This is a genomic window from Jiangella alkaliphila (assembly GCF_900105925.1).
Classification (GTDB): domain Bacteria; phylum Actinomycetota; class Actinomycetes; order Jiangellales; family Jiangellaceae; genus Jiangella; species Jiangella alkaliphila.
Genome location: NZ_LT629791.1, coordinates 2735924 through 2749328, shown reverse-complemented (window position 1 = coordinate 2749328; position 13405 = coordinate 2735924). Strand labels below are relative to the sequence as shown.

The following is a 13405-nucleotide window of genomic DNA, read 5'->3' as shown; positions in this document are numbered from 1 at the left end:
ACGGTTCATTCGCGCGCGACATGACGGGGAACGTTGCTGCTGAGGGGGCGAATGGGACGAAGACGCAGTGCGGCTATGCCGTCGAGGCGATGAGCCACTCGGGCAAAGACTCGGCCGCGGTGACGCCGAGCGCCAGCACCAGGGCGCGGTGCGCCTTGGGCTCGAACGGGTCGATGAGCAGCGACATGCCCGCCTCGTTCGGCGTGCGGTCGGCCTTGAGCTGGTTGCACGAGACGCACGCCGCGACGGTGTTCAGCCAGCTGCGCTGGGCACCGCCGCGGGAGGTGGGCACGATGTGGTCGATGGAGTTGGCCCGGCCGGCGCAGTAGGCGCAGCGCCGTCCGTCGCGCTCCAGGACCCCGCCACGTGACCACGGCACTTTGCGGCGGTACGGCACCCGGACGAACCGGAGCAGCCGGACCACCAGCGGGGTCGGCAGCTCACGGGTGGCCGACCGGATGAGCTTCTCGGTGTCGGCGTGCTCGACGACGGCCTTCTCGGTGAGGATCAGGATGACGGCCCGGCGCACCGACACCACGGCGAGCGGTTCATAGGAGGCGTTGAGAACGAGTGTGTTCATCGCGCACACGCCTCCTTCCCGAGCCCGTGTCAGGGCTCGCCGCTCTGACTCTAGTGTGGCCTATTCGCTCGGCAAGGAACGGAACGGCAAAATCTGGACCAATCGCTGGCGGTGTCCGCGCGCGCGGACCCGCCTCTACAGTGCAACGACGCCGCCGCGTTCACAACGGTTTTTCCTTCTGGTCCAGGTCGAGCCGTGGCAGCGACTCGCCCGAGACGGAGCGCCACACGTCGGTGACGCGGTCCTGGATGACCTCGACGACGTCGCGCAGCGGGAGGCCGGTGAACTCGTCGGGCAGGATCGGCTTGCCGACCCGCAGCTTGATGGTCGGACGGCGGACGACGGAGCTGAGCGCGCCGCCGAGGCTGCGCGCGATGGACCCGGACCCGATGCGCCGGGCGTCGTGGTGCGCGACGGGCACGACCGGCGCCTTCGCGTCGGCGGCCAGCCGGCCCACGCCGAAGCGGAACCGCCGCGGCGAGCCGTCGTCGGTGGCCGAGACGTCGCCCTCGGGGTAGATGCCGACGACCTCGCCGCGGGCCAGTGCGTCGTGCGCCGCCTTGAGTGCGGCCGCGCCGGCCTGGCGGCCGCCGACCTCGATCATGCCGGCCTGCCGCGCGAGCGGGCCGATGAACGGGTTCGCGAACACCAGCGACGACGCCATGAAGCGGACGTGGCCGTGGGTGACGCCGCAGCCGTCGCGGTGACACGGGACGCTGGGCCGCAGGCCGGCCTTGTAGAGCGTGGCCAGCACCGGCGGCACGTCGGCGATGGTGGTGTGGTTGACGGCGACGATGGCCGGCCCCTGCAAGGGCAGGTGCGACAGGCCGTCGGGATCGACTTGACCAAACCATTTGGTCAGACCCACGGCAACCGCACCCACGAGTTCCACGGGGGAAGATTAACCCATCGGTACGACCGGCCGGTGACGGCGCGGCGTCACGGCGTGGGCGTGGGTGTCGCGGTGGGCACCGGGATCTTGGTGAGGTCGACCACGGCGTCCTCGGCCGGCGGCGTCACGGCGACCTCCGTCCCGTAGTCGGAGAAGGCGATGACGCCGGTCCCGGCCGACGCGCCCTTCTCCTCCAGCCGCAGCGGCAGCGGCTCGCCGGTGGCGGCGACCCAGAGCGTGCCGCCGGTCTCGGGGAAGATCAGGCCGACCGCCGGCTGGCCGTCGACCTCGCGGACCGCGGTGAGCCCCTCGGGGTCGTCGGCGCCGAGCACCGCGGCCGCGAAGGTGGACCCGTCGGAGAAGATCGCGAAGCTGGACGCCGCCTCGGGCGAGATCAGCAGCCACTTGCCGGCCAGCGTGGTGCCGACGTCGGCGCCGACGACCTCGCCCAGCGACTCGTCGCCGGTGACGTAGACCGCACCCGGCGTGGCGACCAGCTGGACGGGGTTCTCGGCGCCGACCGAGCCGACCGAGCCGACGCCGTCCTTGAAGGCGATGTCGATGGTGTTGCCGCTCACGGTGGTGCCGCTGACGCGGTAGGAGCCGGTGGCGCGCATGGCGGCCAGTGACTGCTCGAGCACGTCGGCGGGTGCCATCTCGTCGATGCCGTTGGGTGCCTCGTCGAGGCCTTCCTCGACGCTGAGCTGCGCCAGCGGCGAGACGGCCTGGTGTTCCGGGCCGGATGCACATGCCGTCAAGGCGACGGTCACAAGCGCGACGGAACCGGCTGCAGCCAGTCGGCGAACGACCAGTTGCATGTGCGGCTGACCTCTTCGGTTCAAGGGTCGGCTCGGTGTGAGCGCGAGGCGGCTCCGGCTGGAGCGCCTGATGGAGCATACCCACGGTCGGGCCGGGTCGTCACCGAAACGTGACCTGGCCGGGGCCTGGCGGATACCAGTTTCCGGACGTTACCGCTGATCAACGCCGTTGTGACCAAAGGGTGTAATCTCTTTCACCAGACAACTGAATACCCACGACAGGGGAGCGCTGCAGCGCTGAGAGTGCGGGACATGCCCGCAGACCCTCGAACCTGATCCGGGTAATGCCGGCGCAGGAAGTCGAAACCTCGACCGCAGCAGCGCGTCCCACGGGCAGGGTCCCGTGGCGGCGCGCTGTGTCACGTCTTCGAGGCCCCTCGTCGTACACCGTACGAGAGGAGCTGTCCGATGAGCGAGACGGAAACCGCCCAGCTGCGACGGCACCGGTGGCGCACCGTCGACATCGTCGTCGCGTCCGTCATCGGCGTCGTGTTCGGCGTGGTCTTCGCCGTCTGGAACAACCTGCTGTACTCCGTGATCAACGCACCGCTGGGCGCGCTGCCGATCGCGCCGCTGGCCTCCGGCGTCTGGCTGATCCCGGCCGTGCTGGGGGCGCTGGTGGTCCGGCGGCCCGGCGCCGCGCTGTACACGGAGGTGCTGGCCGCCACCGTGTCGATGTTCTTCGGCTCGGCGTGGGGGCTGTCGGTGTTCCTGTCCGGCGTGTGGCAGGGGCTCGGCGCGGAGGTCGTTCTGGCTCTGCTGGTCTATCGCCGCTGGGGGCTCGGCGCGGCGGTGCTGGCCGGCGGCGGCGCCGGGCTCGCGATGGGGCTCTACGAGATCGTCACCTATGTCCCCACGTACTCCTGGGACTGGAAGGTCGTCTACACCGGGTGCGCGGTGGTGGCCGGGGTGGCCGCCGGCGTGCTGGCCTGGCTGCTGGTGCGGGCGCTGGCCCGCACGGGCGCACTCGCGCCGTTCGCCGCCGGCCGCGCGCAGAACGAGATCTGATGACGCCGTCAGACGGCGGCGCCGCGGTCCGGATCCGCGGGTTCGGCTGGCGCTACGCCGGCCGGAAGGCGTGGGCCTGCCGCGGCGTCGACCTGGACGTCGCCGCCGGTGAGCGCGTGCTGCTGGTCGGCCCTTCGGGCGCCGGCAAGTCGACGCTGCTGCGCGCGGTCGCCGGGCTGCTCGACCCGGAGACGGCGGCCGAGGTCGAAGGGTCGATCGAGGTCGACGGGGCGCCCGCGGCGGCCGCACGGGACCGCGTCGGGATGCTGCTGCAGGACCCGGAGGCGTCGCTGGTGATGTCGCGCTCCGGCGACGACGTCGCGTTCGGCCTCGAGAACGCCGGCGTGCCGGCCGAGGAGATCTGGCCGCGGGTGGACGCGGCGCTCGCGCGGGTCGGGTTCGAGCATGGCCGCGACCGCCCGACGGCGGCGCTGTCCGGCGGCGAGCAGCAGCGGCTGGCGCTGGCCGGCGCGCTGGTCCGGCGCCCGTCCGTGCTCGTGCTGGACGAGCCGACGGCGAACCTCGACCCGGCGGGGACGGCGACCGTGCTGGGCGCCGTCTCGTCCGCCCTGGCCGGAGCCGGGACGACGCTGCTGATGGTCGAGCACCGGGTCGACGCCGCCGCCGGACTGGTCGACCGCGTCGTCGTGCTGGAGCCGGGCGGCGGAGTGGCCGACGACGGGCCGCCGGCCGACGTGTTCGGCCGGCGTGGCGCGTCGCTGGCCGCGGCCGGGGTGTGGGTGCCGGCGCCGTGGGGCCCGGCCGCTCCCCCGTTCCGGCCCGGCCCCGGCGGCGACGTCGTGCTGACCGCGCGCGACCTGAGCCTGACGTATCCGCGCACGCGGCGGCCGGCGCTGTCGTCGGCGTCGCTGTCGGTGCGGCGCGGCACCGCGGTCGCCGTCACCGGGCCGAACGGCAGCGGCAAGTCGACGCTCGCGATGCTGCTGGCCGGCCTGCTGCCGCCGGACAGCGGCGACGTGCGGGTCGCCGGCGGCCCGGACCGGCCGCTGCACCGCTGGCGGCCGCGGGACCTGTGCCGCCGCGTCGGGACGGTCTTCCAGGACCCCGAGCACCAGTTCGTCACGCGCACCGCCCGCGACGAGCTGCTGGTCGGGCCGCGGCGGGCCGGGGTCCCCGCGGACGAGGCGGCGCGGCGGGCCGACGAGCTGCTGGCGCGGCTGCGGCTCACGCGGCTGGCCGGTGCGAACCCGTTCACGCTGTCAGGCGGCGAGAAACGGCGGCTGTCGGTGGCGGCGATGCTGGCGACCGCGCCGGACCTGCTGGTGATGGACGAGCCGACGTTCGGCCAGGACGCGCGGACGTGGGCGGAGCTGCTCGAGCTGTGTGTGGGGTTGCGGGCGGGTGGGACGGCGATCGTGGCGGTGACGCACGACGAGGCGTTCGCCGGTGCACTGGCCGACGTGCGGGTGTCGGTGTCCGGCGGCGCTCTGGTGGCCGGGACGTCGGAGGTGGTGTCGTGACGCTGCTGCAGACCCACCTGACCACCGACCCGGCCGCCCTGCTGGCCCGCCGGAACTCGGTCGCGAAGCTGGCGGCCGCCGTCGTCCCGTCGCTGGCGCTACTGGTCAGCGTCGACCCGGTGTCGTCGGGGCTGCTGCTGACCGCCTGGCTGGTCTCGGTGCCGGCGTGGGGCGTCGGCTGGCCTGGGCTGCTGCGCCGGCTGTGGCCGCTCGGGCTGGCGGTCGTCATGGTGACGCTCGGGAACGCGGTGTTCACCGAGCGCAAGGGCGGCGAGACGCTGCTCGACGCCGGGTCGCTGCTGGTGACGACCGAGAGCCTGGCGACCGGCGCGACGGCCGGCCTGCGGGTCGCGGCGATCGCGCTGCCCGGCGTGCTGGCGGTGCTGACCATCGACCCGGTCGACCTCGCCGACTCGCTGGTCCGGCACCTGCGCGTGCCGGCCCGGTTCGCCTACGGGTCGCTGGCCGCGTTCCGGCTGGCGCCGCTGCTGGCCGCCGAGTGGGAGGTGCTCGGACGAGCCCGGCGGGCGCGCGGCCTGGGCGGCGACCGCAACCCGCTGCGTGCGCTGACGGTGCTCGGCGGCCGGCTGTTCGCGCTGCTGGTCGGAGCGGTGCGACGTGGGACGCACCTGGCCGTCGCCATGGACGCCCGCGGGTTCGCGGCGTCGGCGCACCGCACGAGCGCCCGCCGGCCGGTGTTCGGCCGCGCGGACGCGGCGCTGGTGGCCGCGTCCGCCCTGCTGACGGCGCTCGCCGTCACCGCCGCCGTCGCCGTCGGCGCCTGGTCCCCCGTCCTGTCCTGACCGGCCCGGGTCCGCCACCCCGGCAGGCGGCGGACCCGGGCCGGTGGTTCAGGACGAGCCGACGTCACTCCCGGCGGCGGCCCGGACGATGGCGCCGCGCTCCCGCGGCGTGATCAGCGCCGCGACGTCGGGCTGGTCGAGCACCTCGCCGACGTGGCGGACGAACTCGCCGCTGGCGGCCCACTGCTCGTCGTCGAGGATGCGGTCGCCGATGGTGCAGCCGTCGGGCAGCGTCCGGTTCGGCACCCCGCTGTCGACCCCGCCGACCACCACGGTGGCCCGCGCGTCGGGCGTCGGGCAGGCGGCCGGCTCGTCCTCCGGGTTCACCTTGAAGTGGTCGAAGCCGACCTCGACCGGCGCCGTCTGCGTCCGGCCCTGGTGCAGCGGACCGATCCCGCCATCGGTGATCGCGGTGTTCTGCACCGTCCCCGGCATCTCGATCCACGTGACGCCGTCGACGCTGACCCAGCCGGTGTACGTCGTGCCGGACTTCTGCAGCCGGAACCACCACTCGTCGCCGGGGTTGGCCGGCGCCGGCTGCAGGTTCGGCTGCGTCGTCGACGGCACGTCGCCGGTCTCCGAGCGCAGCTCCACCCGCAGCGTCCGCGGCTGGCCGGGCTGGTTGTCGGCGACGAGGTCCAGCTTCACGTAGTCGCCGTCGTCCTCGTAGTACTGCAGCCCGACCTGCTGGAACCGGTGCGCCAGCGGCGCGTGCACCTTGGTCTGGATCAGCCAGTCCTCGTCCGGGTCGACCGGCTGGAGGAACTGGTTCTGCACGGGCGGGTTGTTGTTGGCGCCGAAGTTGCCGCCCGACGTCGTCCGCACCCAGAGCCGGCCGCCGGCGACGCGGTAGTCGGCGGCCGCCTCACGGACGATCCGCGACCACCGGCAGGTGTCCAGCGCGGCGCCGTCGAACTCGTCGTCGCGGACCGGGCACTCCGATGGCGGCTCCTCGACCTCGACGGCCACCTCGGCCCGGCCGACGCTGCCGGCGCTGTCGGTCGCCGTCAGCACCGCCTCGTACGAGCCCGGCGCCGCGTAGGTGTGCGTCGCCGTCGTACCGGTGGCCGTCCCGCCGTCGCCGAAGTCCCACGCGTACGACACGATCTCGCGGCCGGCCGGGCTGGTCGCGCTGCCGGTGAAGGTCACCTCCAGCGGCGCCGGCCCGGCGGCGGGCGACGCCGACGCCGTCACCACCGGCGCGGACGGGTCCGCCACGCCCATGCCGTTGAACCGCAGCCAGTCGACGGAGAGCAGGTCCGGGCCGCTGGGCGTGTAGCCGGCGCGGGCCTGGAAGACCATGAACAGCTCGAACGAGCCGCCCGGGTCGGCCAGCTCGGCGTCCAGCTCCTGGACGACCTCCCAGCTGCCGTTGCTGAGCACCTCGACGCTGCCGAGCACCTCGCCGTCGGGCGCGTCCTTGCGGAACTCGATGACGCCGCCCTGGCCGCCCGACGACGCGCCGACGGTGACTGAGTCGATGCCGTGGAAGCTCACCGGGTCGTACGACACCCAGTCGCCCGGCCGGATCTCGCCCAGCCGGACGCCGGCACTGGCGCCGGCCCGGGCCAGTGGCGTGACGCCGTTGTTGCCGTCGACGTACTCGGCCTCGGTGCGCTTGGTGCGCAGCTGCACGCCCGACGCGCCGGTCAGCGTGCCGACGCCCTCGCCGCCGCGGTCGACGTAGACGCCCTCGAGTACGTAGTACAGGTTGACGTCGCCGCCGTGGCCGCCGTCGGTCATGGTCGGGACGACGCCCTCGCAACCCTCGACGGTGTCCAGCGGATGCGCGTGCTCGTCGTGGCCGAGCAGCGTCTGCACCAGTACGTCCTCGCAGGCGATGCCGCCGTCGGCGATCGACCCGTCCTCGGCGTCCTCGACCGACACCTCGTACGGCACGAGGTCGCCGAATTCGAAGAACCCGCCGTCGGGTGGCAGCTCGACCGTCACCACGGGCCGGGTGTTGCCGACCACGACCTGCACCGCGGCCAGCGCCTCGCGGCCCTCGTCGTCGGTGACGGTGAGCCGGGCCTGGTAGGTGCCGTTGGCGGTGTAGACGTGCGACGGGTTCGGCTCGGTGGAGCTGCCGCCGTCGCCGAAGTCCCACGCGTAGGTCACCGGCAGGCCCTGCGGGTGACCGCTGCCGTCGCTGGAGAACTGGACGGTCAGCGGCGCCTGGCCGTCGGACGGGGTGGCCGCCGCGTGCGCCGTCGGTGGCCGGTCGCCGGCGACGTAGTCGATGCGGTAGATGCCGGAGTCGTCGTTCGGCTCGCCGCGCAGGGCGCCGCCGAAGTTGCTGCCCCACTCGATGACGTAGAGCGAGCCGTCCGGGCCGAAGTCCATGTCCATCGGCCGGATCCACGTCTGGTCGATGCCCCACGGGTCGACGGAGTAGACGTCGCCCGCCGACGCCGACGGGTAGCGATCGCCCTGGTGGTCCTCCTGCAGGACGGAGACCGTCTTGATCCAGCGCCGGTCCCACTCGGCGATGAACCACCTGCCGTCGTAGGAGGCGGGGAACTTGGTGTCGGAGTCCAGCTCCGCGTCGTAGTTGTAGACCGGGCCGCCGTGCGGTGCGACGCCGCCGGTGCCGAACTCCGGCCAGGCCGGCGTGGCGCCGTAGTTCTCGTACATCGTCGCGCCGACGACCGGCGGCAGCTCGCGCAGGCCGGTGTTGTTCGGCGAGTCGTTCACCGGGTTCGCGCAGTCGAAGGCGGCGCCGGGCGTCGCCGTCGCGAAGTTGTAGTCGTGGAACGGCCGGTTGGGCCCGATGCAGTACGGCCAGCCGTAGTTCCCGGCCTCGGTGATGAGGTTCCACTCGCCGTGCGCCTGCGGGCCGCGGGTCGCGCTGTCGCTGCGGGCGTCGGGCGAGTGCTCACCGAGCAGGACGTCGCCGGTGGCGTCGTCGACGCGGAACCGGAACGGGTTGCGGAAGCCCATCGCGTAGATCTCCGGGCGCGCGTTCGCCGTCCCCGGCGCGAACAGGTTGCCGTCCGGGACGGTGTAGCCGCCGTCGTCGGTGGGCGTGATCCGGATCAGCTTGCCGCGCAGGTCGTTGGTGTTCGCCGACGTCGACTGCGCGTCGAAGTGCGCCCTGCCGCCGCGCTCGTCGATCGGCGCGTAACCGCCCGACTCGAACGGGTCGATGTTGTCGCCGATCGAGACGTACAGGTTGCCGGCCGCGTCGAAGTCCATCGCGCCGCCCATGTGCACGCCGGACCGGTTCAGCTGCCGGTACGTCGGGATCTCCAGCAGCACCTGCTCGGAGGCGAGGTCCAGCTGGTTCTGTGGCGTCAGGGTGAAGCGGGAGATCTGGATCTTGGGTTGCGTGGCGTGCGAATACGTGAGGTAGATCCACCGGTTCGTCGCGAAGTCCGGGTCGACGGCGATGCCCAGCATGCCGTCGGAGTCGGGCGTGTAGACGGGGACCGTGCCCGCCGTCGTCACCCCGAGCGTCGACTGGTCGATGACCTTCACCGCGCCGCCCCGCTCGACGAAGACGACCTCGTTCTCGTTCAGGAAGCCCAGCGCCATCGGGTCGGCCGGGTTGGACGCGATCTGCACCTTGTCGAAACTGTCCTCGACGGTGCCGCCGCAGTCGCCGTCCGCGACACCGGCGGCCCACTCGATGCCGCCCTTGAGGTGCTCGACGAACTGCTCGTCCTGGAAGGCGGCGGCGGAGTGGCCGCCCGCGGTGTACCAGGACCGGCCGCCGTCGTAGATCTGGCACCAGGAGAACGGGTGGTTCGGGCCCTCGGTCAGCCCGGAGACGCCGACCTTGGTGTCGACCCAGGTCAGGACGTGGACGTCACCGACGACGCGCTGGTTCCAGTTGTACCACTCCTCCTCGAACTCCCAGAGCTCCGGCAGGTTCGCCGTCGACGGGTGCACGCGGTCGGTCACCTTCACCCGGCCGTTGATCGTCCCGTCGGGGTTGGTGCCCGGCGGGTGGTTGGTGAAGATCGATCCCACCAGCCCCTCGTACCACTCCCAGTCGCGTTCGGCCGCCGTCGCCGCGTGCAGGCCGGTGAAGCCGCCGCCGGCCTGGATGTAGCGCTGGAACGCCGCCCGCTGGTCCGCGTTGAGCAGGTCGCCGCTCTCCGGGGTCGAGTTCGTGTTGTTGAAGACCACGACGTCGAACGTCGCCAGGTCCGCATCGTTGAAGATCGCAGCGTCGTCGGTGGTGACGACTTCGAAGTCGTGCTCCGCACCCAGCTGCTCGATGAGCGCCTGACCTGCGGGGATCGACTGATGGTAGAAGTTCGTGACCTTGGAGAACACGAGCGCGCGGAACCGTGGTGCGTCCGGTTCCTCGTGCGCGGCGGCGGTGGTCGCGGCCGTGGCGGCGCCGACCAGCGCGGTCAGCAGCAACGCCAGCGCGGTGACGATCGACGTGAGGCGGCGGGTGCTCCGGGACATCGGGCCTCCTTGACCGGAAAGCGCCTTCCCACGAGCCGGAGAGCGGCAGGTGGATGGGATGGTAAGGGCTTTCCGGCGTACGCTAGGGGCTTTCGCCGCTCGCCGTCAATAGGTGCTCACCGCTCGGCGAATCGGGTGAGCTGCGTAGCGTTGCCGGGGAGTTTGCCGAGTTGGGCGTCCCCCTGCTGCCCATTCTCTTGGCCGCACAGCCCGGACCATTTGCGCCGTTCGCCGGAATTCGCCCGGTCGGCCTCGACACCGACAGTCGTCCTCGATGGCAAAAGACGTCCTCGAGCCCCGCAGACCACGGCTCCCGACATCGAGGACGACCACCCCCATCAACGACGGCGTGACCTCACCCGCCACCGAGGCACCTCACCCGCCAAACGACCACACCCGGCGCCGAACCGGCCGCTATCCGGTCCTCACGCGAGTGAGGTACTCCGTACGCGAGTGAGGACCGGCGCCACACTCCCCCCGTCCCCCTGATAGCTGCCCGTTCTTACGACGTTGTGCGCAATAGGGATCGGGGCGTCCTCGGCTGAGGTGTCGGCTGTTTCGGCTACCGGGCGGCGGCGCGGTCGGAGACCAGCGATGCGACGGCGGCGATCGTCTCGGGTAGGTCGTCGCGGCGGCCGATCCAGCGTTGCAGGGGGCGCCAGTGCTTGAGTTCGCCGATGCCGTGCTCGACACAGATCCGGGTCGATGACTGGGCGTGGCGGGCTGCTCGCCAGGCGGCGAGGTCGTTCTCGGTGGCGTCGCCGCCAGGCTTCTTCGGTGGGATGCGCACCTGGCCAGGGTGGGCCTTGGCCAGGCCTTTGTAGCCATCGTCGAGTTCGGCTTCGACCCCCGGGTACAGGTCGAGCAGCTCGTCGATGCCGTCGGTTTTGACCGCGGTCTGGTCATGCATCCGGCCCGGCCGATACCCGCCGGCGAACAAGGTCCGCCCATGGGCGTCGGTGATCTGGCGTGAACTTGATCGTGTTCTGCCGCTTCTTCCCGGACACGAACGCCCGCCGCCCGGGCCGGTTCGCTCTCGGGCGGCGGACCTGGATCTCCGAGCCGTCGATTCGCAGCGTGACCCCGTGATGGGCGGCGTAGGCGAACACGTCGGCCAGGGTGCGCAGCCGGACCCCGGCCGGGGCGGCGTACCCGCGACCGGCCAGCAGCGGACGGACCTGACGCACCGCCCGGGTGATCGTGGACCGGTCGACCCCATACAGCCGGGCCAGCGCGGCATGCGGCAGCTGCAGCCGCAGCACGACCAGCGTGACGATCACCCGGTCGACGAAGACCAGCTCGTGCTTGCGCCCAGCCCCTTCGGCGCGGCCACGGCGTTGTCGGCCACGGCGCTGGGCCAGCTCAGACTCCCGCCGGCCCGCCCATGGCCCGGCCAGCTCGGCCACGAGGCGACCCAGGTGGTGACGGGAGATCCCGATGAAGGCAGAATGAACCAAGGCCGCACGAGCCCATGATCGACTAGACACCGCTTCATGATCTTGTGCGGCCGCCCATCAGCTCCGCAGCGACGCGCCGTGACCAGCAATCACCTGCCGTCACCTCTATTGCGCACCAAGTCGTAAAGACCGGGGACCCGCGGGTCAAGTCCAAGCCCGCAAGCACAGCGAACAATGAACAGCAGAGGCGCGGACTTGAGGCGCGCGTCCCCGGCTAAGAAAATGGGCAGCAGGGGGACGGCCCACTAGGCAACACCCCCGGCAAAACCCCGATCACGGCTCGATGCGCCGCAGCAACTCCGTCAACGTGGCCAACTCGGCATCATCGAACCGACCCACCACGTAATCGTGCACCCCGCGCAGATGCGTCCCGCTGGCCTCTCGCAACCGCTCGTATCCCGCATCGGTCAGGACCGCGTAGAACCCGCGCCCATCCCGCTCCGCCTGGGTACGTTCGAGCAGGCCCTCCTCGACCATCCGGTCCACCAGCCGGGTGAGTCCACTCGGCGAGAGCATGACCCGCTCGGCCAGCTCACTCATGCGCAGCCGCCGGCCGTCGGCCTCCAGCAGCCGCACGAGAACGTCGTACCAGGCGAGCGGGAGGTCGTGCACAGCGAGCAGATCGGCCTCGAGCCGCCGCATGACCCGGGACTGGGCGCGGATGAACAGCCGCCACACCTCGAGCTGCTCGGGTGTGATCCACTGATCGGTGTCCTTGCTGGCCGTCATTCGTCCAGATCCTAGACGCCACCGCCCACGAGGCGGCGCAGAAGCGCGGCGGACGTAGCATCGACCATATGAGTGCGCTCCCGACCGTCGACGACGTCACCGCGGCCCTGGCCGGGGTCAAGGACCCCGAGATCAAGCGGCCGATCACCGAGCTGAACATGGTGAAATCCGTGGACGTGGCCGCCGACGGGCGGGTGCGGGTCGAGGTGTACCTGACGGTGGCCGGCTGCCCGCTGCGCGACACCATCACCCGCGACGTCACCGCGGCGGTCATGGCGCTGCAGGGCAGCACGTCGGCCGAGGTGGTGCTCGACGTCATGTCGGCGGAGCAGCGCAAGGAGCTGTCCCAGCAGCTGCGTGGCGGCGCGCCCGAGCGGGAGATCCCGTTCACCAAGCCCGACTCGCTGACCCGCATCTACGCGGTCGCGTCGGGCAAGGGCGGGGTGGGCAAGTCGTCGGTGACGGCGAACCTGGCCGCCTCGATGGCCGCCGACGGCGTCACCGTCGGGCTGGTCGACGCCGACATCTACGGGCACTCGATCCCACGCATGTTCGGCGTCGAGGGTTCGCAGCCGACCGTCGTCGAGCGGATGATCATGCCGGTGCCGGCGCACGGCGTGAAGCTCATCTCGACGGAGATGTTCAAGCCCGACCGCGACATCCCGGTCGCCTGGCGCGGGCCCATGCTGCACCGCGCGCTGCAGCAGTTCCTCACCGACGTCTACTGGGGCGACCTCGACGTCCTGCTGCTCGACCTCCCGCCCGGCACCGGCGACGTCGCCATCTCGCTGGCGCAGCTGCTGCCCAACGCCGAGATCGTGGTCGTGACGACGCCGCAGCTGGCCGCCGCCGAGGTCGCCGAGCGGGCCGGGTCGATCGCCATGCAGACGCACCAGCAGGTCGCCGGCGTCATCGAGAACATGTCGTTCCTGCCGTGCCCGCACTGCGGGCCGGAGCACCGCCTCGAGCTGTTCGGCAGCGGCGGCGGCCAGCGGGTCGCCGACGGGCTGTCGAAGCGGCTCGGCGCCTCGGTGCCGCTGCTCGGCGAGATCCCGATCGACACCCGGCTGCGCGAGGGCGGCGACTCCGGTGTGCCGCTGGTGCTGAGCGAGGCGGACGCCCCGGCGTCGGCCACGCTGCGCCAGGTGGCCAAACGGCTCTCGCACCGCCAGCGCGGGCTGGCCGGCATGTCGCTCAGCCTCTCCCCCGCCGGCTGAT

At 72.2% G+C, this 13405-nt stretch carries 9 protein-coding genes, 1 pseudogene and 1 riboswitch; of the genes and pseudogenes, 4 read left to right on the top strand and 6 right to left on the bottom strand.

All coding sequences use genetic code 11. The features are described from left to right. Positions 1–73: 73 nt before the first annotated feature. The 3 genes from BLV05_RS12815 to BLV05_RS12805 form a co-directional block, all read right to left on the bottom strand. Positions 74–580 (bottom strand): HNH endonuclease, encoded by a 507-nt coding sequence (locus BLV05_RS12815; RefSeq protein WP_046772970.1) that lies wholly within the window; start codon positions 578–580, stop codon positions 74–76. A 160-nt stretch (positions 581–740) separates the two neighbouring features. Further along, positions 741–1448 carry a lysophospholipid acyltransferase family protein gene (locus BLV05_RS12810; RefSeq protein ID WP_160312844.1) on the bottom strand — a complete coding sequence of 236 codons (708 nt, stop codon included), beginning with the start codon at positions 1446–1448 and terminating at the stop codon, positions 741–743. A 71-nt stretch (positions 1449–1519) separates the two neighbouring features. Continuing rightward, positions 1520–2242 (bottom strand): hypothetical protein, encoded by a 723-nt coding sequence (locus tag BLV05_RS12805; protein WP_046772969.1) that lies wholly within the window; start codon positions 2240–2242, stop codon positions 1520–1522. Between the two features lie 258 nt (positions 2243–2500). Next, a riboswitch (TPP riboswitch) is annotated at positions 2501–2606 on the top strand. A gap of 92 nt (positions 2607–2698) precedes the next feature. On the opposite strand from BLV05_RS12805, the gene BLV05_RS12800 reads away from it, so the two are divergent. The 3 genes from BLV05_RS12800 to BLV05_RS12790 are packed head-to-tail and all read left to right on the top strand — an operon-like array spanning position 2699 to position 5582. Continuing rightward, entirely contained in the window at positions 2699–3298 is a 600-nt protein-coding gene (locus BLV05_RS12800) for an ECF transporter S component (protein ID WP_046772968.1), read from the top strand. Continuing rightward, the gene (locus BLV05_RS12795) at positions 3298–4779 is read left to right on the top strand and encodes an ABC transporter ATP-binding protein (protein ID WP_046772967.1); all 1482 of its coding nucleotides are present in this window, start codon (positions 3298–3300) and stop codon (positions 4777–4779) included. The genes BLV05_RS12800 and BLV05_RS12795 overlap by 1 nt, the downstream gene beginning before the upstream one ends. After that, positions 4776–5582, top strand: a complete 807-nt coding sequence (locus tag BLV05_RS12790) for an energy-coupling factor transporter transmembrane component T family protein (protein WP_197683629.1) — start codon at positions 4776–4778, stop codon at positions 5580–5582. The genes BLV05_RS12795 and BLV05_RS12790 overlap by 4 nt, the downstream gene beginning before the upstream one ends. Positions 5583–5630: 48 nt before the next feature. Here BLV05_RS12790 and BLV05_RS12785 read toward each other — a convergent pair whose 3' ends face one another. From BLV05_RS12785 to BLV05_RS12775, 3 genes and pseudogenes are all read right to left on the bottom strand, one after another. Beyond that, positions 5631–10001, bottom strand: coding sequence for a ThuA domain-containing protein (locus BLV05_RS12785; RefSeq protein ID WP_063932663.1), 4371 nt, complete (start codon positions 9999–10001; stop codon positions 5631–5633). A 562-nt stretch (positions 10002–10563) separates the two neighbouring features. After that, positions 10564–11488 (bottom strand): annotated as a pseudogene (locus tag BLV05_RS38595) (transposase family protein). Positions 11489–11731: 243 nt separating this feature from the next. Then, entirely contained in the window at positions 11732–12187 is a 456-nt protein-coding gene (locus BLV05_RS12775) for a MarR family winged helix-turn-helix transcriptional regulator (RefSeq protein ID WP_046769050.1), read from the bottom strand. Positions 12188–12255: 68 nt separating this feature from the next. Here BLV05_RS12775 and BLV05_RS12770 point away from each other — a divergent pair, with 68 nt between their 5' ends. Next, positions 12256–13404 (top strand): Mrp/NBP35 family ATP-binding protein, encoded by a 1149-nt coding sequence (locus tag BLV05_RS12770; protein ID WP_046769051.1) that lies wholly within the window; start codon positions 12256–12258, stop codon positions 13402–13404. The last annotated feature ends 1 nt before the right edge of the window (position 13405 follow it).